Source organism: Streptomyces sp. NPDC056987 (genome assembly GCF_042673865.1).
Taxonomy (GTDB): domain Bacteria; phylum Actinomycetota; class Actinomycetes; order Streptomycetales; family Streptomycetaceae; genus Streptomyces.
The window spans coordinates 344,263-364,823 of record NZ_JBHURV010000002.1; the positions used below are offsets into that span (position 1 = coordinate 344,263).

General features: G+C 72.9%; 19 protein-coding genes. 11 read left to right on the plus strand and 8 right to left on the minus strand.

What is annotated here, in order from left to right:
• Positions 1–15: 15 nt before the first annotated feature.
• A complete protein-coding gene (locus ACFTZC_RS03850; protein ID WP_365815188.1) occupies positions 16–399 on the minus strand; it encodes a cold-shock protein in 384 nt (127 codons plus the stop codon).
• A 201-nt stretch (positions 400–600) separates the two neighbouring features.
• Here ACFTZC_RS03850 and ACFTZC_RS03855 point away from each other — a divergent pair, with 201 nt between their 5' ends.
• Positions 601–864, plus strand: a complete 264-nt coding sequence (locus tag ACFTZC_RS03855; RefSeq protein WP_382886532.1) for a hypothetical protein — start codon at positions 601–603, stop codon at positions 862–864.
• 37 nt (positions 865–901) lie between these two features.
• Here the strand turns inward: ACFTZC_RS03855 and ACFTZC_RS03860 are convergent, their stop codons facing one another.
• Positions 902–1,597, minus strand: a complete 696-nt coding sequence (locus ACFTZC_RS03860) for an HAD family hydrolase (protein ID WP_382886534.1) — start codon at positions 1,595–1,597, stop codon at positions 902–904.
• Positions 1,598–1,725: 128 nt separating this feature from the next.
• On the opposite strand from ACFTZC_RS03860, the gene ACFTZC_RS03865 reads away from it, so the two are divergent.
• The 6 genes from ACFTZC_RS03865 (at position 1,726) to ACFTZC_RS03890 (ending at position 7,706) form a co-directional block, all read left to right on the plus strand.
• Complete coding sequence (locus ACFTZC_RS03865; protein WP_382886536.1) at positions 1,726–2,769, plus strand: FecCD family ABC transporter permease; 1,044 nt, start codon at positions 1,726–1,728, stop codon at positions 2,767–2,769.
• A gap of 62 nt (positions 2,770–2,831) precedes the next feature.
• Positions 2,832–3,884 (plus strand): FecCD family ABC transporter permease, encoded by a 1,053-nt coding sequence (locus tag ACFTZC_RS03870; protein WP_382886745.1) that lies wholly within the window; start codon positions 2,832–2,834, stop codon positions 3,882–3,884.
• Positions 3,881–4,729: an ABC transporter ATP-binding protein gene (locus ACFTZC_RS03875; RefSeq protein ID WP_382886538.1), complete on the plus strand. Its 849-nt coding sequence runs from the start codon at positions 3,881–3,883 to the stop codon at positions 4,727–4,729. The genes ACFTZC_RS03870 and ACFTZC_RS03875 overlap by 4 nt, the downstream gene beginning before the upstream one ends.
• Before the next feature lie 354 nt (positions 4,730–5,083).
• Positions 5,084–5,839 carry a hypothetical protein gene (locus tag ACFTZC_RS03880; protein ID WP_382886539.1) on the plus strand — a complete coding sequence of 252 codons (756 nt, stop codon included), beginning with the start codon at positions 5,084–5,086 and terminating at the stop codon, positions 5,837–5,839.
• A gap of 70 nt (positions 5,840–5,909) precedes the next feature.
• On the plus strand, positions 5,910–6,377 hold the full coding sequence (locus tag ACFTZC_RS03885; protein ID WP_382886541.1) for a hypothetical protein: 468 nt from the start codon (positions 5,910–5,912) through the stop codon (positions 6,375–6,377).
• A 300-nt stretch (positions 6,378–6,677) separates the two neighbouring features.
• Positions 6,678–7,706 carry an ArsR/SmtB family transcription factor gene (locus tag ACFTZC_RS03890; protein ID WP_382886543.1) on the plus strand — a complete coding sequence of 343 codons (1,029 nt, stop codon included), beginning with the start codon at positions 6,678–6,680 and terminating at the stop codon, positions 7,704–7,706.
• On the opposite strand, the gene ACFTZC_RS03895 is transcribed toward ACFTZC_RS03890, so the two are convergent.
• A complete protein-coding gene (locus ACFTZC_RS03895; protein WP_382886545.1) occupies positions 7,679–8,821 on the minus strand; it encodes a methyltransferase in 1,143 nt (380 codons plus the stop codon). The two genes, ACFTZC_RS03890 and ACFTZC_RS03895, sit on opposite strands and share 28 nt — an antisense overlap.
• Positions 8,822–9,055: 234 nt before the next feature.
• On the opposite strand from ACFTZC_RS03895, the gene ACFTZC_RS03900 reads away from it, so the two are divergent.
• Together ACFTZC_RS03900 and ACFTZC_RS03905 are read left to right on the plus strand one after the other, a co-directional pair.
• Entirely contained in the window at positions 9,056–10,300 is a 1,245-nt protein-coding gene (locus ACFTZC_RS03900; protein WP_382886547.1) for a cytochrome P450, read from the plus strand.
• Positions 10,301–10,310: 10 nt separating this feature from the next.
• Positions 10,311–10,520, plus strand: a complete 210-nt coding sequence (locus tag ACFTZC_RS03905; protein WP_382886548.1) for a ferredoxin — start codon at positions 10,311–10,313, stop codon at positions 10,518–10,520.
• A gap of 61 nt (positions 10,521–10,581) precedes the next feature.
• Here ACFTZC_RS03905 and ACFTZC_RS03910 read toward each other — a convergent pair whose 3' ends face one another.
• The 3 genes from ACFTZC_RS03910 to ACFTZC_RS03920 are packed head-to-tail and all read right to left on the minus strand — an operon-like array spanning position 10,582 to position 13,813.
• A complete protein-coding gene (locus tag ACFTZC_RS03910) occupies positions 10,582–11,373 on the minus strand; it encodes a hypothetical protein (RefSeq protein WP_382886550.1) in 792 nt (263 codons plus the stop codon).
• On the minus strand, positions 11,370–11,969 hold the full coding sequence (locus ACFTZC_RS03915) for a hypothetical protein (RefSeq protein WP_382886551.1): 600 nt from the start codon (positions 11,967–11,969) through the stop codon (positions 11,370–11,372). Before ACFTZC_RS03915 ends, ACFTZC_RS03910 begins: the two co-directional genes overlap by 4 nt.
• A 56-nt stretch (positions 11,970–12,025) precedes the next feature.
• Positions 12,026–13,813 carry a hypothetical protein gene (locus tag ACFTZC_RS03920; protein WP_382886553.1) on the minus strand — a complete coding sequence of 596 codons (1,788 nt, stop codon included), beginning with the start codon at positions 13,811–13,813 and terminating at the stop codon, positions 12,026–12,028.
• Between the two features lie 298 nt (positions 13,814–14,111).
• On the opposite strand from ACFTZC_RS03920, the gene ACFTZC_RS03925 reads away from it, so the two are divergent.
• Positions 14,112–15,308 carry an esterase/lipase family protein gene (locus ACFTZC_RS03925; RefSeq protein ID WP_382886555.1) on the plus strand — a complete coding sequence of 399 codons (1,197 nt, stop codon included), beginning with the start codon at positions 14,112–14,114 and terminating at the stop codon, positions 15,306–15,308.
• 57 nt (positions 15,309–15,365) lie between these two features.
• On the opposite strand, the gene ACFTZC_RS03930 is transcribed toward ACFTZC_RS03925, so the two are convergent.
• Positions 15,366–16,703 carry a hypothetical protein gene (locus tag ACFTZC_RS03930; protein ID WP_382886556.1) on the minus strand — a complete coding sequence of 446 codons (1,338 nt, stop codon included), beginning with the start codon at positions 16,701–16,703 and terminating at the stop codon, positions 15,366–15,368.
• Between the two features lie 281 nt (positions 16,704–16,984).
• On the opposite strand from ACFTZC_RS03930, the gene ACFTZC_RS03935 reads away from it, so the two are divergent.
• Complete coding sequence (locus ACFTZC_RS03935) at positions 16,985–19,663, plus strand: helicase C-terminal domain-containing protein (protein ID WP_382886558.1); 2,679 nt, start codon at positions 16,985–16,987, stop codon at positions 19,661–19,663.
• Here ACFTZC_RS03935 and ACFTZC_RS03940 read toward each other — a convergent pair.
• Positions 19,626–20,348, minus strand: coding sequence for a VanZ family protein (locus ACFTZC_RS03940; RefSeq protein ID WP_382886560.1), 723 nt, complete (start codon positions 20,346–20,348; stop codon positions 19,626–19,628). The genes ACFTZC_RS03935 and ACFTZC_RS03940 overlap by 38 nt on opposite strands.
• Positions 20,349–20,561: the final 213 nt, after the last annotated feature.

The following is a 20,561-nucleotide window of genomic DNA, read 5'->3' on the forward strand; positions in this document are numbered from 1 at the left end:
GGAGGGGCCGGCGGGTCAGACGTCCAACTGGTCCGCCACCGCGCGGAGCAGGCCCGCGATCTTCGCGCCGTGGACCTTGTCGGGGTAGCGCCCGCGCTCCAGCATCGGGGTGATGTTCTCCAGCAGCGTCGTCAGATCCTGGACGATCGAGGCCAGTTCGTCCGGCTTGCGGCGCTGCGCCGCCGCCACCGAGGGCGCCGGGTCGAGGACCTTCACGGAGAGCGCCTGGTCACCGCGTTGACCCGCGACGACCCCGAACTCCACGCGCTGGCCCGGCTTGAGGGCGTCGACGCCGTCGGGGAGGACCGATGAGTGCACGAAGACGTCGCCGCCGTCGTCGCGGGAGAGAAAGCCGAAGCCCTTCTCGCTGTTGAACCACTTGACCTTGCCGGTAGGCACGTCTGTCCTCGTCCTTGTACTCGTTGGGGCGCTGGCGCGCGCGAAACGGCTCTGGATAGCACTACAGCGGGTCGTCGACCCGCCACACCCAAGGCTAATGGCCCAGGGGCTGGTGACAAGACGTTGCCGGACGGTTCCTGTCCGCTGCCTTCCGCAGGGAACTACCCTGGTGAGGTGACTGCTACTCCTGTACCCCGATCAGTGGACCGATCGACAGACCGGCCGGCGTCCGCGAACGACGAAGCCGGGCCCGGTGACGGGCTGGTGCGGGCCGGCGCGATCGTCTTCATCGTCGGTGCCGTGGCCACACTGGTCACGGTCGCGCCGCTGTTCCTCGGCTCGGATCCGTTCCCGACGATCGCCTACGCCGTCTCCATGCTGATGGGGGTGGGGTTCGCCGTCGCCGGCGCGGGCGTGCTCCGGTCGGTCGCCGCGCAGCGCCGCCGGGACCGGGACCGGGCCTGACGGTCGCCCTCATCCTCACCGACACCGGACGCCGCCGTCAGCGGCCGAAGGTGCTCGCATACGTCTCCAGCCAGGCCGGGAACGCCGTCAGGTCCGTCAGGACGACATCCGCGCCCGCCGTACGGAGTTCCTCCTCGCCGCACGGCCCCGTCGGTACGGCCACGGAGAGCGCCCCCGCCGTACGGGCCCCGCGCACATCGCCGGTGTGGTCCCCTACGTACACCGACGCCCCGTGTTCGCGCAGCGCCTCGCCCTTGGCCTCCGCCCACAGCCAGCCGATGACCTCGTCCGGCTCGATGCCGAGGTGGCCGAGGTGGAGCCTGGCGTTCGGCTCGTGCTTCGCGGTGACGATGATCGCCCGCCCGCCGAGCGCCTGGACGGCGGTTATGGCCTCGCGGGCGCCGGGAAGTGCGGTGGTCGGGGCGATCGCGAATGTGGGATAGATCTCCCTGTACCGGTCGCCCATCTCCGCGATCCGCTCCGCCGGGAACCAGTGCGCCAGTTCCTGGTCGAGCGGCGGGCCGAGCCGGGTGACCGCGAGGTCGGCGTCGATGTGCACCCCGGTCTCGGCGGAAAGTGCCTGGTAGACGGCGTGGATGCCGGGCCGGGAGTCGATGAGGGTCATGTCGAGGTCGAAGCCGACCACCGGCCCCGGCCGGTCCGTACGCGGTGTCGTCGATGCCGTGGATGCCGTTGGTGCCGTCGATGTGATCGATGTCGTGGAGGGTGCCATGAGCGCCATTCTGCCCGGGCGGCCCGGCGACCGGTCGGCCCCGTGGGATGGCTTGATCCGGGTGCTTAGACTTAGCCAAGCCTTACCAACTGCTCCGCCGTCTCCGCCTCCGTCTCCGATGGGTTCCGATGCCAGCCGCCGTCGTCCCGACGACCCCGCCCCGCACCGCCAGGGGCGGGCTCGTCGTCCGCCGCGTCGGCTGGACGGCGGCCGGCGTCGTGGCCGTACTGCTCGCGGTGCTGCTGAGTCTCGCCGTCGGGGCGCGGGCCGTCCCGCCCTCCGCCGTCGTCGACGCGCTGCTGCACGGTGGGCGCGGTGACGACGCCGAGGTCATCCGACAGCTGCGCGTGCCGCGCACCCTGATCGGGCTGATGGTCGGCGCGGCGCTCGCCCTCGCCGGTACGGCGCTCCAGGGCATCACCCGTAACCCCATCGCCGACCCCGGCATCCTCGGCATCAGCCAGGGCGCCTCGGTGGGCGTCGTGCTGGCCATCGCCCTCGCCGGGGTGCACACCCTCACCGGCTACGTGTGGTTCGCGTTCGCGGGCGCGGGTATCGCGTCGGTCGCGGTGTACGCGATCGCCTCCAGCGGGCGCGGCGGCGCGACCCCCGTCAAGCTCGCCCTGGGCGGCGCGGCGATCAACGCGCTGCTGGTGTCGGTGACGATGGGGGTGCTGACGACGAGCGCGGCGACGCTGGACGAGTTCCGCTTCTGGCAGGTGGGGGCGCTGGCCGGCCGGGACGCCCAAGTGGCCGGTCAGGTCTGGCCGTTCCTGCTCGTCGGCACGGTCCTGGTGGTCTCCGTGGCGCGCGGTCTGGACGCGCTGGCGCTCGGCGAGGACGTCGCGAAGGGGCTGGGCCAGAACGTCGCGGCCGTACGGATCCTGGGCGGCGTCGGCGCGACCGTCCTGACGGGCGTCGGGGTCGCCGCGGCGGGGCCGATCGCCTTCATCGGGCTGGCCGTTCCGCACATCGCCCGCGCGCTGGTCGGCACCGACCACCGCTGGGTGCTCCCGATGGCCGCGCTGATCGGGCCCGTCATGCTGCTCGTCTCCGATGTCATCGGCCGGATCGTATTCCCGCCGGGCGAGGTTCCCGCGGGGGTGACGACGGCGCTGATCGGGGTGCCGTTCCTGGTCACGCTCGTACGGCGGAAGGCGGTGCCCGCGTGACGGTCACGGCGGAGACCCCGGAGGCGCCGGAGGCACCCGAACCCCCCGCGCCCCGGCGCGGCATACGGCCCGCCGGGTACACCCGGGTGCGGGCCGCGCGCGGATCGTTCCTGCTGCACCGGCGCTCGGCCGCCGTCGCCGCCGGGCTGGCCGTCCTCCTCGCCGCGGTCTGTGTCGCGTACCTGAGCGTGGGCGAGAGCTTCGTACCCCCGGCCGAGGTGCTGAAGGTCCTCACCGGGCAGCCGTCCGCGCAGGAACTCGTCGTCGGGACGCTGCGGCTGCCGCGCATGGTGGTCGGGCTGCTCGTCGGGCTCGCGTTCGGCGTCGCGGGCGCGCTGATCCAGACCGTCGCCCGCAACCCGCTCGCCAGCCCCGACATCATCGGCGTGAGCCAGGGCGCGAGCGCGCTCACGGTCGGCGCAATGACGTACGGGGTGACGTCCTTCTCCGTACTCCCCTATCTCTCCGTCACCGGCGGCATCCTGGCGGCGGCCCTGGTGTACGTCTTCGCATGGCGCGGCGGGCTGCACGCCACGCGCTTCGTCCTCATCGGCATCGGCTTCGCGATCGCGCTGCGCTCGATCACCACGCTCTTCCTGACCAAGGGCGACTATCTGGTCGCCCAGCAGGCCCAGGTCTGGATGACGGGCTCGCTCAACGGCCGTGGCTGGGACGCGGCCGCCCCGCTCGGCTGGGTGCTGCTGGCGGCCCTGCCCGCGGTGGCGTGGGCGGCGTACGCGCAGCGCACGGTGTCGATGGACGACGACACCGCCACCGCGCTCGGCATACGGCTCGGGCGCGTCCGGCTCGGTCTGGTGCTGCTCGGTGTGGTGCTGGCGTCGGTGGCGACGGGCGCGGCGGGCCCGGTCGACTTCGTGGCGCTGCTGGCGCCGCAGATCGCCCGCCGCATGACGCGTACGGCGCAGATCCCGCTGGCGTGCTCGGCGCTGATGGGCGCGGTCGTCGTCGTACTGGCCGATCTGCTGGCGCGCCGGCTGCTGTCGCCGACCGAACTGCCGGTGGGCGTGCTGACGGCGGCGGTGGGCGCACCGTATCTGATCTGGCTGATCGTCCGCGGCCGCACCGCGGGAACCGGCACGGGAGGCAAGGGATGAGCAAGCTCGTCGCGCGCGAGCTGACGCTCGCCTACGAGGACCGTACGGTCGTCCACGGACTGGACCTGGCCGTCCCCGACGGGCGGGTCACGGTCATCGTCGGCCCGAACGCCTGCGGCAAGTCGACCACGCTGCGCGCGCTGGGCCGGCTGCTGCGCCCGAAGGGCGGCTCCGTACTGCTGGACGGTACGGAGCTGGCGCGCATCCCGACCCGGCGGATCGCGCGGTCGATCGGCCTGCTGCCGCAGTCGCCGGCCGCCCCGGAGGCGATCACCGTCGCGGACCTGGTCTCGCGCGGCCGGCAGCCGCACCAGCACTGGTGGCAGCAGTGGTCGGACGAGGACGAGCGCGCGGTCACGGACGCGATGGCCCGTACGGACGTGACCGCTCTCGCCGACCGGTCGGTGGACGAGCTGTCGGGCGGTCAGCGCCAGCGCGTCTGGATCGCCATGGCACTGGCCCAGGAGACGGAGCTGCTGCTCCTGGACGAGCCGACGACCTTCCTGGACATCGCGCACCAGGTGGAGGTCCTCGACCTGGTGCGCCGCCTCAACCACGAGCAGGGCCGCACGGTGGTGATCGTGCTCCATGACCTCAACCAGGCGGCGCGGTACGCGGACCACCTGGTCGCCATGAAGGCGGGCCGCATCGTGGCGGAGGGCGCGCCGGGCGAGATCGTGACGGCGGAGCTGGTGCGCGAGGTCTTCGGTCTGGACTCGGTCGTGGTCCCGGACCCGGTGACCGGGTCACCGCTGGTGGTGCCGGGCGCGCCGTACCGCCCGGAGGGCTCGGACACTTCCGGATCCGCGGGTTCCAGAATTCTCCGTTCCGGAAAGAATCAGTAATCAGCGACGGGTATTCCGTAGAGAAATCGCCTGCTGCCGGGGGCCGGAACCGCCCTCATCTCGGCTTTTAAGCAGGCGTCTAAAGGCGTGGCAAAAGGACTCGGTGCGGACGAAGCTGGTTCCCGCACACCGCATTTCGTCACCCTTCAGGATGGATATCCTGCCATGCTTCGAATCGGCACTGCCGTACGTCATTCCGGCGGATCGTCCCGCGTACTCGTCGTAGCGCTCCTCTGTGTCACGTGGGTCACCGCCGTGGCGTGCTCCGGTGCACGCGAAGCGCACGAAACACGTGAAACACGTGAAGCACCTGAAGCAGCTGGAGCACGCGAACTGAGCGGCGCCGAGCAGACCTTGCTGTACGACGCCGAGCAGACACTCGTGCGGCAGTGCATGCGGGAGCGCGGTTTCCGGGTCTGGCCGGTCCCGCGGCAGCCCATCGCCGACGACCGCCGCTTCCCTTACGCGGTGGACGATGCCGGCTGGGCCGCGAAGCACGGGTACGGCAGCGACATCCAGCGGCGGGTCGAGAAGCTCCGCGCGACCGACCCCAACCGGCTCTACTACGCGGGCCTCCCGCCGGAGCGGCGGAAGGCGGCAACCGCGGCCCTCAACGGCACGAGCCCGGAGGGGCTGAGCGCGCGGCTGCCGGGCGGCGGCGAGGTCACGGCCAGCACCGAGGGCTGCACCGCGTGGGCGCAGAGCGCGCTGTACACGGATCTCCCGGCCTGGTTCAAGGCCGACGTGGTGACGGGGCAGCTGCCCGCGATGGCGCAGAACCAGGTACGCGCGGATCCCGCGTACCGGAAATCCGTGGGTGTGTGGGCGGCGTGCATGCACGAGCGCGGATACGACTACAAGAATCCGGACGATTCCCGGGCCCAATTCCTGAGCACGGAGAAGAAATCCGGGGACACCTCACGGGAGCGGGAAATCCGTTCCGCCGTCGACGAGGCCGCGTGTGCGGACGACAGCGGACTGTCCGCCACGGCGCACCGTCTTGAACGGAAGTACGAAGCGGCACTGCGCGCGGAATACCGGACCGCGGTGCAGAGCCGGCTGCGGCTGGAGCACGCCGCGCTCCCCAGAGCCCGCGAGACGACCCGCTGAACCAACCGCCGGTGAACCACCGGCCGGTGCACGACCCGTCCATGTATCGAGCGAAAGCAAGGGGACAATCATGCACATCAGAAGGCTGTACTCCGTCCTGTCCGTCATGGCTCTCGGCACCGTCACCGCGCTCGCCGTCCCCGCGACGGCGCAGGCCGCGGAGACCCCCGTGGGCCCGGCCGCCGGAGCCTCCGCGTCCGTCATCGCGGCCGACGGGAACTTCTACGCCTGGCGCGACATCAACGGCGGGGGCGGCAACTGCGCCTGGAGCGGCAACGACAGCGACTGGAGCACCTGTTCCCCCGGCGGGAACATGCGCAACCAGGCGTCCGACATCTGGAACAACGGGTACGCCGGCTCCTACGACGATGTCCTCGTCTACTGGGGCCTCAACTACACCGGCGCCTACGCCTGCATCCCCAACGGCCGCAGCTACAACCCGCTGACCAGCTACTACTTCCCCAACACCGGGACCGGCGGCGGGCAGAACATGAACGACAACATCTCCTCCCACAAGTGGGCGAACGCTGCCTGCTGATCCCCTCGCGGATCCACCGCGAACGCTGGTCCTCCTCGCACACGCCACGGCCGTGGAGCGGCGTCAGCCGCCGTTCCACGGCCGTGGTTCGTCCGCTTTCGGCCGAAAATCGCACCAACCGTACGTGCATACCCCCGCGTCGTACCGGTGACAAGCAGTCGTACGAGGCAAGGGAGTACCCCGTGCAGTACCCCGTGCAGTCCCGAGATCACGTCCCGATCGCCGCACCGCCACCCACTCCGCCGCCCACTCCACTTCCCGTTCCGCTCGCCGCCGCGATCCGGTGAACGGGGCCGGCCCGTGCTGAGATTCCATTTCACGAGCGCGGATCTGGCGCGCATCCGACTGGCCACCGCCCCCGACCCGATGTGGGAGATCCTGCTCAGCCTGCACCTCCTGCGGCAGCAGGCCGGCGTGACCGCCTTCGGAGCGTGGAAGCAGCGGGTGCACACCCAGCTCGACGCCCCCATGCACGCCCTTCTCAGCCTCGCCCCGCCGACGGGTTACTCACCCGACTTCCTCACCCCGGCGCGCTCCGTGGCCACCCCGCAGGAGGGCATCGACCTGGTGCTCGCCACCCCCCGCCGGACCCTCCGCCGGGACCTCGGACGGCTCACCGTCCATCAGTCGGGCACCGCCGGGATCAGGCGGCTCGCCGACGGCGACCCACGGGAGCTGGCGCAGCTGGGCGTGTTGATGCAGCGGTACTTCGACATCGCCCTGGGCCCGCACTGGAGCGCCGTGCAGGCCTCGTTCGAGGCCGACCGCGCCCTGCGCGCACGCTCCGTGCTCGACGGGGGCAGTGAGTGCCTGCTGGCCACCGCGCATCCCGCCATCCGCTGGCAGGCACCCGTCCTCACCGTCGAGAGCCGCTACGACCGGGACATCCAGCTGTACGGACGGGGCATCACGCTGCTGCCGTCCTTCTTCTGCCGGCGGGCGCCCATCACCCTGCGCGATCCCGAGCTCCCGCCGGTCATCGTCTACCCCGTCACCCACGAACCCGGTCTGCCGCACGGTCTGCCGCCGCACGCCCGTCTGCTGACCAGCTGCGCCGAACGGAGTCCGCTCCACATCCTCCTGGGCAGCACCCGCGCACAGGTACTGACCGCCATCGCCCGGAGCGCCGCCACCACCGGCGAACTCGCCCGGCGGCTCTCCGTATCGGCACCGGCGATCTCCCAGCACACCTCGGTCCTGCGGGAGGCGGGCCTGATCGTGACCCTCCGCCACCGGCAGAGCGTCCATCACAGCGCGACACCGCTGGCGATGAGCCTGCTGGAAGGTTCCGCGCGCGCCGTTCAGCTGGGCGAGCACTCGAAGGCGTGATGCCCGCTGGACAGCCGCTCGACGGAGAGCACGCCGAACTCCGCCGCGCCCAGCAGCGCGCGCAGGTCGTCGTGGCGCTCGAAGCCGCCGGTCCCCTTGCCGCAGACCACCGTCCGGAAGAGGGAATGGGCCGCGTCGGCCTCCGCCCCGAGGAGCGGCTCCAGCACGATCAGCCGGGGCCTCGGCAGCCCCGGGGCGAGCGTCCGCGCGGTGCGGGTCATCGCCCGGCGTACCGCCGTGAGGATGCGTACACCGTTCTCGTGGGACCAGTCGTGCAGGACGTTCTTGAGCAGATACAGGTCACCGCCCTCGGACACCTCCCGGAAGATGTCCGAGGGGCGGAAGCTGAGCCGGCCGGCGAGCGGGTGCCCGGCGGTGGCGGCCAGCCTGGCGCCGGCCCGTTCGCAGACGCTGGGCCGGTCGACGCAGACGCCCTCCAGGTGCGGGTTCCCGGCCAGGATCGAGGTGATCATCGTGCCGTCGCCGCCGCCGACGTCCACCACGCGCCGCACCCCGGAGAAGTCGAACCGCTCCACGAGCGCGGCCGCCGCCGGAACCGCCAGCTCCGCCATCGCCGCGTCGAAGACGCCTTCCGCCTCCGGGGTGCGTCCCAGGTACTCGTAGAACGGGACACCGAAGACCTGCTCGAACCCGGAGCGTCCCGTGAGGGCGGTGCCGAGCAGCCCGCCGAAGGCGTCGTCGTACGTCTCGGCCAGCAGGACGAGGAAGTTCCGCAGGGATCCCGGGTGATCGCTCCGCAGCGCCGCGGAGCCCGGCGCCAGTCCGAAGGCCCCCTTCTCATCGCGCTCGAAGACCCCGGACGAGACGAGCACGTGGAGGAGGAGCGGGAGTACGTCACGGTCGGCCCCGGTGCGCGCGGCGATCTCGTCGGCGGACAGGAACCCGCCGTCCAGCACATCGGCGATACGCAGCCGGGCCGCCACCGCCAGTACGCGCGAGGCGCAGCCACCCGCCGCGATCTCCATGAGGCGCAGGGAGTCCCGGGGGTCCCCGCCCGTGGGGTTCCCGCCCGTGGGGTCCCCGCCCGTGGGGTTCCTGTCCTGGTGGACCCGTCCGTTGCCCGCAGTCTTGTCGTGAACCAGTTCGTTGCTCACAGTGTGCCGCCTTCGCATCAGGACGGACGGCCGGGCCCGGCCGTCCCCGGTACACCGGGGACAACGACGCGGAGCTTCCGGGAGAAACGGTCCCGGCCGCCCGGGCCACCCGCGTACACGTGAACTGGCGCAGCCACGTACGGATGAACCCGCGCGCTTCTTGAGGCGCCGACTGCCCCTGGTCGGCAGGGTGTTAGCGGGCGACCGCGGAACCCGAGGATGGCGAGGACGACCGTGACAGCTACCGCCGGCACCCCAGCCGACACCCCATCGACCGCTGAGCCGGAGGACGAGGCTCCCGGCTATCCGATGGAGCGCACCTGCCCGTATCAGATGCCCTCGGGGTACGACCGGCTGCGCGAGGACGGGCCGCTGTCGCAGGTGACCCTGTACGACGGCCGGCGGGTCTGGCTGGTCTCCGGAAACGCCGAGGGCCGTGCGCTGCTGCCCGACCCGAGGCTCTCGTCCAACACCGACCACCCGGACTTCCCGTTCCTGACGGAGCGCCTCGGCTCCCAGCGCTTCGACGCGCTCCCCCTCATCGGCACGGACGACCCCGAACACGCGGGCCAGCGCAAGCTGTTGACGTCGGGGTTCGGTATCCGCCGGATCGCCGCCCTGCGCCCGCACATCGAGCGGACCGCCGGGGCGCTGCTCGACCGGATGCTCGCCGGGGGCGACCACGCCGACCTGGTCCGCGCCTACACGTTCCCCCTGGCCTCCGACTCGACCTTCGCGCTGCTGGGGGTGCCGGAGGAGGACCGGCCGCGGCTCGACGCGTGCTCCCGGCGCGCGCTCGCCCCGGCCGACGGGGACGAGGCGGACTCACCCGCGCAGGCGTTCCAGGAAATCCTCGGCTATCTGCGTGACCTGATCGCGCGGCGGGAGCAAGTGCCGGGAGACGGGCTGATCGACGACATGATCAGGAGTGCCCGGGGCGGCGTGGACCGGGAGAAGCTGGTCACGATCTGTACGGTCCTGATGGTCGGGGGCAACGAGAGCACCTCCAGCACGATCGCCACCTCCGTCCTGGCCCTGCTCGAACACCCCGGCCAGCTCGCCGAGTTGCGGAACGACCCGTCCCTGACCGCGGGCGCGGTCGAGGAGCTGACCCGGCTCATCTCGGTCACGGACGGACTGCAGCGGGTGGCGGTCGCGGACATCGAGATCGCCGGGCACACCATCCGGGCGGGCGACGGCGTGATCATCTCGACGATGCTGATGAACCGGGACCCGAGCGCCTGGGACGACCCGAACGTCCTCGACATCCGCCGCAAGGCGGGCCGCCATGTCGCCTTCGGTTACGGCATCCACCAGTGCGTCGGGCAGAACCTGGCCCGCGCCGAGATGGAGATCGCCCTCAACACGCTGCTGCGCCGCGTCCCCGCGCTCCGGCTGGCCGTCCCTCCGGAACAGGTACGGGGCGGCGTCCCGCACGCGCTGCTGGGCGGCGTGGTCGAGCTGCCGATCGCCTGGTAGCGCCGGCGCCATGGACATCGGTACCCGTATCGAGATCGACACCGACCGGTGCATCGGCGCGGCGATGTGCGTACTGCACGCGCCCGCCGTGTTCACCCAGAACGACGAGGGAGTGGCCGACGTGCTGCCGGAGGAGGAACGGGGCGAGGGCGCCGGGAACGGCCCCGCGGTCCGCGAGGCCGCGGCGACCTGCCCGGTGCAGGCGATCACCCTGCGGTAGTGCGGGCGTACGGCCACCGGGTGTAAGGCCACCGGTCGTACGCCCGCACGGCGTGGGCGGCTCAGGGCGTGGGCGGGCAGTAGCCCTCAGGGCAGAACGAGGCCGCCGCAACGCTGGCCGACTCCGCGTAGGTGGCGTCCCATTCGTCTTCGGGTCCGGCGACGAGGACCACCCACCTCACCCCGTCGTCGGCGACGAACGCCCTGAGCAGGGACCGGCGTACCGTCCCGTCCCTGCGTGGCACGCGGTAGGCCAGTTCGGCGGCGTCCGAGCCGTCGGAGACGTTCTCCCGCTCCAGCTTGAGGCGCTTGTAGCCGTCGTTCGCGGACTGGAGCCGATCCGTCTCCACCAGCGCGTCGTAGGGCGTGTAGCCCGGTTCGGAGATCTGGTAGATCTGCAGCAGTCCGGCCTTGTCGGACGTCTCGTAGTAGACGACGACGCCCTCGTCCCGTTGTTCCGCCCTGCGCTGCCAGTCCTCCCTGACCTGCACGGTGAAACCCTCGGCGTCCTCCTGAACGACGAAGCCCGGCGGCGGCTCGGTGGCGGAGGCCGAGGCCGTCCCGCTTCCGGGGGAGGCGGTGTCGGTCCCGGCGGTACCGGCGTCCGTTCCGGCGGTCGTTCCGGCGTCCGTTCCCGTGGTGGCCGTCTCCCCGGGGGTGGCCTCCGCCGATGCCCCGGCCTGCTGGGGATCCTCACGGAACAGCAGTCGTCCGCCGCCGACGCCGACCGTGGCCAGCACCGCCACCGTCAGTGCGGCGGCCGCGATCCGTAAGCCCGCTTCCAGCGCCGACCGGCCGGTGTCCGGAGCCGGCTGGGACTCCCAGCGCTGTCTCGCCGGGTCCCACCCGGTCACGTCAGCATCCCCGTGATCACTCCGGTGGCGACTCCGGCCGCCGTCTGGCCGCCGACCGATCCGGCCACCCGGCCCGCCAGTTCGAGCAGCCGCCGCAGACGGCTCCTCGTCACTCCGCCGGTGTTCTGGATCTCCAGCTCGGCCTCGGCCGCCGCCTCCCGTACCTCAGGCTCCTCTCCTCGCAACAGCCGCAGCGCGTCCTTCAGTTGCGGCGTCGCCACGATGAACTGGTCCGACCGGTCGGTGGCCCGCGCGTCCGAGCCCGAGGCCGCCGCGCCCCCGGTCATCCGTCCGATCGCGATGCCGCCGGGAACCGGCGCCACGACAGGCGGCGGTCCGCCCATGTCCTGCGGCCGGCCGATCCGCCTGCTGGCGTCCTCCGCCTCGGCGCCCTTCCCGGCGGCGACCGCTCCTCCGCCGAACTCGCCCACGACGATCCCGCCCGGCGGCTCCGTACCGGCCGGCTCGTCGGTACGGGACGACTCCTCGGTGCCACGGGTCGGCTCGTCGCCGGAATCCGGCTCCGGCCCGGCGTTCTCCGCGCCGTCGCGTCCGCTTCCGTATCCGCTTCCGTGTCCGCTCATGTCTTCGCTCATGTCTTCGCTCCCCCTGTTGTCGTTCCCGGTGTTCGCATGCCTCGGTCGCCGCCGACTCAGCCGTTCATCTGCTGCAGTGCCTCACCGGCCCGCGCCATGGCGCCGCGGCCCGAGGCCACCGCGCCCCCGCTCATCGTCCCGATGAAGACCCCGCCGTTGCTCACCTGCACGATCTGCTGCTCCAGTTGCCCCGTGTCATGGCCCTTCTCCTGCAGCGCCTGGAGCGCCCCCGTACCGATGCGCTCCTGGATCGTCTTGAGGTAGCGGCTGACATCCATCCGCTGGAACGGCGACTGCCCGCCGACGGAGGCCAGTTCCCGTACCGACGCCGCCGCTCCCTCGGCCGAGGTCTCCCGGACGCCGCCGTATCCGCGCCCTCGCGACGCCCCGCCCGCCACGCCCTCCAGCGAACGCGCGGCGGAGAAGGCCGCCGCCACCCCGGCCGCCGGTGCGGTCAGCAGCGCTCGGGCCACCGCGATCGCCGGGTAGTCCCTGCCCCGCGCCACGATGTCGTCGACGAGCCCGAACTCCGGCTTGAGCGGGTCCAGTACGTGCGGCACGACCTCCAGCACCAGCAACTCGCCCTGGGTGTGCACCCGTACCAGTACGGAGATCACCACCTGGTGCTCCCAGGCGGCGACCCGGACCCGCAGAAAATGCCGCCGCGCCTCGCCGCCCTCGCCGACCGACGTGAGCCGGTGCAGCGCCGTCGCGGTCTCGCCGCGATCGACTTCGTTCCTCGACGGTCCCGACGGCAGATAGACCAACTCGTCGATCTCCACGGCCCTGAGGCGGTCGAGGCCGACCGGGGGCTCCGGCAGCCGGCCGAGGTCCGCCAGCCGGTCCCGTACACAGTTCAGCACCCCGGCGGCGGTGAGCGGCTCGGCCTCCGCCCCGGGCCTGCGGCGCAGGTCCATCACGAGCGACCAGGACTTCAGGGCCCGCCCCGATCCGACGAACGGCCGGTCCGGCTCGTACAGGACAAGCCCCGAGTTCTGTTCCCGGTCGATGGCCTGGCCGATCTTCCGCAGCCACTCGGGGCCGGACAGCTCCTCCCGGGGCCGCCTGCCGAAGGACTCGGTGCTGAGCCGGTCGCACATCACCTCCTCCACCGCGCTGCGGTGCCGCCACACGGGGATCACCATCAGCAGCGGAAAGACCACCGCCATCCAGTTGGCCGAGGAGTTCCACAGTGCGGCGAGCGCCGCCGCCCAGTACAGGGCCATCAGCAACCGGGGTACGAAAGCGGCCAGTCGGGTCCGGCCCCGGCTCCCCGGAAGGAGACCGTCCAGCGAATAGACGCTGGTGCCGCGCCCCGAGATGTTCCGTACCAGCCACAGCAGTCCGCACACGAGCGCGTAGTTCAGCGCCCAGGAGCCGGAGCCGGGGTAACGCGCTCCGAGGTCCGAGACGTCGACCATGTCGGTGAGGAGGAAGAAGCGCCGCTCCGTGTAGCTCTGGCTGTACGCGTCGGCCAGGCTCCACGAGGTCATCCAGCCGAAGCCGTCCCCGTAGAGGTCCGCCAGCCAGAAGAGCGTCCACAGGAGCACGATCCAGGCTCCGGCCCGCAGTTCGAGCCGGCGGGCCCGTAACGCGTGGGCCAGCACCGGGACGACATCGACGCCGGCCGAGGGCGCCACCGCCCTCCCGTCGTGCTCGACCAGTTCCTCCACCACCCGGCGCCGGAACCGCGCCTGGAGATACGGGCCGGCACAGAGGAGGCGGGTGGTCCCGGTGTGCGAGTAACGGTTCGGGGACCGCCCCGCGGAGGTGCCGGCAGGCGGTGTGCCGGAGGACGGGTTCGGCTGAGCGGGGACGGTCATGTTGCCCCAATTCGTCTTCACAGCCGCGATTTTGCGGCGAATCGACAGTTATGAGGACGTTGAACATAGAGCACCCGGTGGCTTTGCGCCACACTTTTGTCACAGAGTGCGCCCACGGCCGGCGGCGAGCGAGCCGACGGCGCACCTGCCACTCGATCGAGTGACATCTTCCTGGTGCTCCACTGTTTTGGATCTTCAGGAGTCAGAGTGATCCCTGGTTCGGCGCGGGACGGGACGCTTCGGCCGCCGCGCCGCGAACCAGCCGCCGCGAACACGCCGCCGCGCGCAACGGGACACGACAGGAACGCCGAGGATCCGCATGAGCGATCAGACCGAACCCACCATCGAGCCCTTCGGCTTCCTCGCCCCGCCCACCGGCCCCGGGATCGCCCCCGCGCCCACCCCCGACGAGACCTGGGAGCTGAACGGTGGCTGGGCCTGGGTCTACTACGGCGACGGCAACAGCTCGCTGACCCGCCCCGTCCTCCTCTCCGACGGCTTCGAGACCGGACCCAGCAGCCTGGACGCGCTCTGGGAGGGCCTGGAGCGCAAGGACTTCGCGTTCGTCGGCGAACTGCGCCGCCGGCGCCGGGATCTCGTCCTCATCGGGTACGAGGACCGCAGCGCCTCTCTCCTCCGCAACGCCGAGGTGGCGACCGACGCCGTCCTGCGAGCCGTCGCCGAACGGACGGGGAACGCGCCGCTGCTCGTCGGCGGGTTCAGCATGGGCGGCCTCATCACCCGTTACGCCCTGGCCAAGCTGGAGCACGAGTCCATCGACCACCAGACGGAGGTCTATCTCTCGTTCGACACGCCCCACCGAGGGGCGTGGGTGCCGATCTGCCTCCAGGCGCTGGCCCACTTCCTCGCGGCGACCCCGGCGCTCTCGCGGCAGATCAACAGCCCCGCCGCGCGCCAGTTGCTGTGGCGCCACATCTCCGCCGTGGAGGACACCCCGTCGCAGGACCCGCTGCGCACCGAGTTCCTCGCGGAGCTGGAGCGGGTGGGCGGCTGGCCGATGCGCCCCCGGAAGCTCGGCGTCGCCAACGGGCGCGGCGACGGTACGGGCAACGGCGTACCGGCCGGTGAGGAGGCGCTGAAGGTGACCAGCGGCTGGTTCGCCCACACGGCGCTGCGTACCCAGTCCCTCGGCGCCGCCGAGCAAGTGGCGCATTTGCAGGGGCTGTTCCGGAAGAAGACGGCGACGACCGACGGTCTGCCCGATCTCGACGGCGCGCCCGGCGGCACGCTGGAGACGTTCGGCATCGCGGGCGACAGGCTGAAGCTGACCGGCCGGACCGAAGTGGCGTACCGCAGCGTCAACTTCGTCCCCACGATCAGCGCGCTCTCCCTCCGCGATCTCGACCGGCGCGAGGACCTGTACGCCGACATCGACGGCATCCCGCCGGAGGAGAGCGACTTCGACGACTTCAAGTTCTCCGCGACGAACGAATCCCACTCCCACATGTCGGAGGAGCTGGGCCGCTGGATCCTCGACCGGCTGCCCCACGGATAACCCGGCCCGACGTTTCCTCCGGCCCTCGCCGGTCCTCGCCGGTCCTCCTCCGTCCCGCTACCGCGCCGGTTTCCGCCGGGCCCGCCACACCAGGTACAGGGCGGAGGACACCGCCGCCGTGCGGAGCACCACCGGCCAGACCCCGGTCAGCGCGTCGGCCAGCCCGTCCTGCGGGATCGCCTCGCCCCAGCGGCCGTCCATCCGGCCCCAGAGCCAGACCGCGCCACCGGCCGCCGACACACCCGGGAGTCCGAAGACCACCCACTTCGCCTCGGCGCGGGAGAGGGTCCGGGAGATGTACGCGAGCAGCCAGCCGCCGAGGGCCAGCCGGGGGTCGGTGAAGACGCTCGCGACCAGCAGGGCCGCCGCGAGCAGCAGGAACGGGTGGGACAGCCCGCTGCCGCCCCCGGCTTTCCGGGGCCCGGGGCGGAGCCGCAGTCTCCGGCGCCGGCGCGGGGCGCCCTCCGCCGTCTCCTCCGGGGCCCCGGGGTCGTCGGTGGCCGCCGCGTCCGTATCGTCCGCGGCGGGCTCCTCCTTCGGCTTCGGCGGCTTGAGCATGTCGGGGATCTCGACCCCGCCGACGAACCCGTGCGTCGACTCCATCGACATACCCGTCAGCCCCGAGGGGCCGGGCTCGATCCGCCACCAGTCGGGCTGCTGACCGGCCGGGCGGGACGGCTTCCGCAGCGTCGGCGGCGCGGAGGCCGAGGGGGACTCCGACGCCTGCGCGGGGATCCGGGGCCCGGCGGTGTCCTCGGGCCCGCTCTCCGGCCCGATGCCGGGACTTTCACCCGTCGGGACCTGAGGCGGGGCGGCGGGCGGCGGGGCGGCGGGCAGCGGAATGACGGGCGGCACGGCGAACGGCGCTTCCGCCTCCTCCGGAGCCGAAGGAGCCGACGGAGCCGACGGCTCCGGGTACGCCGAGCGTGCCTCGGACGGCGAGGACGGCCGGGACGGCTCGGGTGGCGCGGACGAGGGAGGCGGCGCCGGCTCCGCCTTCCGCCCCCCGAACCCGTTGGCCCCGCCGGCCCCGCCGGCCCCGCTGGTCCCCTTCTGCTCCTTCGGCTCCTTGGGCCCCCGCAGGCCCAGCGACTTCGCCAGCCCCGTCCGCTGCGCCGGTACGGCGACCTCCGGGGCCTCCGGGGCACGTGCCGCGCCCGTACCCGCGTCCCGCGCGGCCGCCCGTACCACCGCGTGCGGTTCGCCCAGCCGCCCCAGGATCCGGCGGACGGACGCGGGGCTGTCGGTGCCGAACTTCCCGCGCTGCTTGTCGATCTCGTTCCGGAGCGTGGAGACCAGCCGCATTCTGTCCCCCGAGGGCAGGTGCTGCTGCTGGGCCGCGTCCCCGACGCGACTCAGGTAGTCGTAGACGAGCTGATCGCTCTCGATCCCCACACTGTCCTCCGCACACGCGCACACGCACCGCACACCCCGGGCAGGCACGACCGCCTCCACCACGGCGGCCACAGCGCGATGGTGTCGAACTCCCCCGCGTGCGTCCACCCCGTACATCCAGCCGTACATCCAGTACGAACATCCGACACGAAGAACGCCGGAAACAACCGGGCCCCGGAAAACCCGCGGCCCGCCCCCACGCGCTGAGACGCGAGTGAAAGGGCCTTCACGGGCTAACGTGGAACGAATGGGGACCCGCGCAGGCTGAGCAGGAGGCGAACGTGTCCGAAGGAACCGGCGGTACGCCAGGGCCGGGCGGTACGCCCCCGCGCACGCTCGCGGAGGCCCTGCGCACCCGGGGGGACGACGCCCTCGCCGCCCTGCTGCGGGCCAGGCCCGATCTGCTCAACCCCGTGCCGGGCGACCTCACCCAGCTCGCGACCCGCGCCGGGACCCGCGCGTCCGTCGTACGGGCGCTGGAACGGCTCGACCGGTTCACGCTCCAGACCGCGGAGGCGCTCGCCGTCGCGCCCGAGCCCGCGCCGTACGACACGCTGCGCGCGCTGCTGACCGGCGACGAGGGCGACGAACGCATCGAGGCGGCGCTGCCCGCCGCCGTGGCGGCCCTGCGGGACCAGGCGCTGCTCTGGGGCGGTGACGACCGGCTGCGCCTCGTCCGTACCGCCCGCGAGCTGCTGGCACCGTCCGCCACGCACCCGTCGCCGACCGGGCTCGGCCCGACGGTCACCGAGGCCACCGCCGGGATGTCGCCGGGCCGGCTCCAGGAGATCCTGACCGCGACGGGGCTGCCCTCCACCCACGACCCGGTCTCCGCCGTGGCCGCGCTCACCGCGCTCTTCACCGACCGGACACGGATGGCGGCGCTGCTCGACACCGCCCCCATGGACGCGCTGTCGGTGCTGGACCGGCTGGTGTGGGGGCCGCCGTACGGCGAGGTCACGTCCAGCCCGACCCCGCCCGTGCGGTGGCTGCGCGACCGGGGGCTGCTGCTGCCCGCGACCACCCGGACGGTCGTCCTGCCCCGTGAGGCCGCGCTCCATCTGCGCGCCGGGCGCGCGCACCGCAGGCCGGAGCCCGTGGCGCCCGCGGTCGCGCCCCGCGCCGAGGGGGCGGGTGCCGGTTCGGCGGCGCGTTTCCAGGCCGTCCGGCCGGAGAGCGGGCGCCCCGAGGACGGGCGTCCGCAGGCCGCCGCCCGTCCACAGGCTGTGGACAGCACGGCCGCCGGCCAGGCGTACACGGCTCTCGCCACCGTCGAGGAGCTGGCCAAGGACTGGAACGAGGGCGGCCCGAACGTCCTGCGGGCCGGCGGGCTCTCCGTACGCGACCTCAAGCGCACCGCCACCGCCCTCGACGTCACCGAGCCCGTCGCCGCCTTCTGGGTCGAACTCGCCTATGCGGCAGGCCTGCTGGCGACGGACGGCGAGACGGAGGAACGGTACGCGCCGACCCCCGGCTACGACGACTGGCAGGAGCTGCCCGCCCCCGAGCGCTGGGCCCGGCTCGCCACCGCCTGGCTGACGGCGACGCGCACGGCGGGCCTGGTCGGCAGCCAGGACTCCAAGGGCCGTACGCTCGCCGCGCTCGGCCCCGACCTGGACCGGGGCCCCGCGCCGGAGGTACGCCGCCGGGTCCTCGAACTCCTCGCCACGCTCCCCGAGGGCACCGCCCCCGACCCCGAGTCGCTGCTCGCCCGGCTGCGCTGGGAGCGCCCCCTGCGCGGCGCGTCGGCCGCCGGGCGCCCGGACGACCTGCGCGGGCGCCTCGCGGCGTGGACGCTGAACGAGGCGGAGCTGCTGGGGATCACGGGCCGGGGCGCGCTGTCGTCCCACGCCCGCGCGCTGCTGACCCCGGACGGGACGAACGAGAGGGGAGACACCACGGGCACGACCGGTACCGGCGGCCTCTCCCCGAGCGGTACCGGCGGCGCCTCCCCGGCCGGGCTCCGCGCCGCCCACACCCTCGCGCCACTCCTGCCCGAGCCCCTCGACCACGTACTCCTCCAGGCCGACCTCACCGCCGTGGCCCCGGGCCCGCTCCTGCGCCACCTCGCCGAGCTGCTCTCCGTCGCGGCCGACGTCGAGTCGAAGGGCGGCGCGACGGTCTACCGCTTCACGCCCGGCTCCGTACGCCGTGCCCTGGACGCCGGACAGTCCGCCTCCGACCTGCACGAATTCCTCAAGAACCACAGCCGTACGCCCGTACCGCAGCCCCTCGCCTATCTGATCGACGACGTCGCGCGGAAGCACGGCCATCTGCGGGTCGGCGTGGCCTCCGCGTACGTACGGTGCGACGACGAGGCCGTGCTCGACGAGATCCTGGCCGACAAGCGCTCCCAGGGCCTGCGGCTGCGCCGCCTCGCCCCGACCGTCCTCGCCGCCCACGCCGACGCGGCGACGCTGCTCGAAGGGCTGCGCGCCATGGGGTTCGCGCCCGCCGCCGAGTCCCCGGAGGGCGATGTCATGATCACGCGCGCCCACGCCCACCGCACCCCGCCCCGCGCGGCCCCGGCGCCGGTCCCCGACGGGCCGCCCACGCCGGACGGGACGCTGCTGAGCGCGGCGGTACGGGCGATCCGGGCCGGCGACATGGCCGCGACCGTGGTCCGCAGGCCGGTGCCGGAGCCGATGGCGTCCGGCTCGGCCACGCTCTCGGCGGCGGCCGCGATGTCCGGCGGCACCTCCGTGGCCGGTGCGAACGGGGCGCTCCCCCGTACGACGTCCGCCGAGACCCTCGCGACCGTCCAGGCCGCCGCCATGACGGGCTCGGCGGTCTGGATCGGCTATGTCAACGCGGACGGCGCGGCCAGCCAGCGCGTCATCGCGCCGGTCCGGGTGGAGGGCGGCTTCGTGACGGCGTACGACCACACGGCCGACGAGGTCCGTACGTACCCGCTGCACCGCATCACGGGAGTGGCGGAGCTGGCCGACGACCCGGCCTGAGCCGCCGGAGCCGCCGGGCGGCTGTCCGCCCGGAGAGCCTGAGCCGGTCGGACCACCGCCCGGCCGGCTCCGGCGGAGCCGCCTTCCGCTCGGGCTTCACGGCCTTCCGCGCCACCTTCGGCTCCGGCTTCCCGGCCTTCCGTGCCGCCTTCGGCTCCGGCTCCGGCTTCTGCTGCCGCTTCCGCTCCGGCTTCTGCTCCGGCTTCTGCTCCGGTTTCGCCGCCGCCGGCTTCGCGCCCCTCGGCGGCGGCACGCTCAGCATGTGGAACCGGTGGGAGACCCGCCGCCCCAGCAGCAGATACGCGATCAGCGCGCCGCTCGTGTTCAGAATCACGTCGTCCACGTCGAAGGCGCGCCCCTCGACCATCGCGCCCTGCGCCAGCTCCACCAGCGCCATCACCACCGCCGTCAGCAGCACCACCCGCACCATCCGGTGCCTGGGCGGCATGAGCAGCGGAAGGATCACCCCGAAGGGCGCCCCCATCAGCAGATTTCCACCGATCTGCTTGCACGCGGCGAGGAACGTGTAGTCCTCCGCGTACTGCCGCAGCGAGTGCCCGGGGCGCAGGTTGGACCCCGCCATCTCGGCGGACACCGGGGACGGCGTCAGCGTCAGCTCGGCCAGTACGGCCGCGAACCCCACCAGGCAGACGAAGGCGACCCCCATGATCACCAGCCGCAGCACGGTCCTCCCCCACGACAACCCCGACACACCCCCCGGGGCGGCACTCGCCGGCCCGGTCCTTTCCGTCTCAGCGGTCATAGCCCCCTGATGCCCCCGCCCCCGGGGGATACGCCCGTACCGGCAGGGGTCCGGGCCGGTACGGGGTCCGGCGGGCCGGTACGGGGTCCGGATCGGCGCGCGATGCGCGACACTGGTCGTTTGGCATCCGATGCC

What these genes read in the sequence shown, in the direction of transcription:
- ACFTZC_RS03860 (WP_382886534.1), bottom strand. Translation starts at nt 1,597, where the DNA reads ATGGCACCCTCCACGACATCGATCACATCGACGGCACCAACGGCATCC.
- ACFTZC_RS03865 (WP_382886536.1), top strand. Translation starts at nt 1,726, where the DNA reads ATGCCAGCCGCCGTCGTCCCGACGACCCCGCCCCGCACCGCCAGGGGC.
- ACFTZC_RS03875 (WP_382886538.1), top strand. Translation starts at nt 3,881, where the DNA reads ATGAGCAAGCTCGTCGCGCGCGAGCTGACGCTCGCCTACGAGGACCGT.
- ACFTZC_RS03885 (WP_382886541.1), top strand. Translation starts at nt 5,910, where the DNA reads ATGCACATCAGAAGGCTGTACTCCGTCCTGTCCGTCATGGCTCTCGGC.
- ACFTZC_RS03905 (WP_382886548.1), top strand. Translation starts at nt 10,311, where the DNA reads ATGGACATCGGTACCCGTATCGAGATCGACACCGACCGGTGCATCGGC.
- ACFTZC_RS03915 (WP_382886551.1), bottom strand. Translation starts at nt 11,969, where the DNA reads ATGAGCGAAGACATGAGCGGACACGGAAGCGGATACGGAAGCGGACGC.
- ACFTZC_RS03925 (WP_382886555.1), top strand. Translation starts at nt 14,112, where the DNA reads ATGAGCGATCAGACCGAACCCACCATCGAGCCCTTCGGCTTCCTCGCC.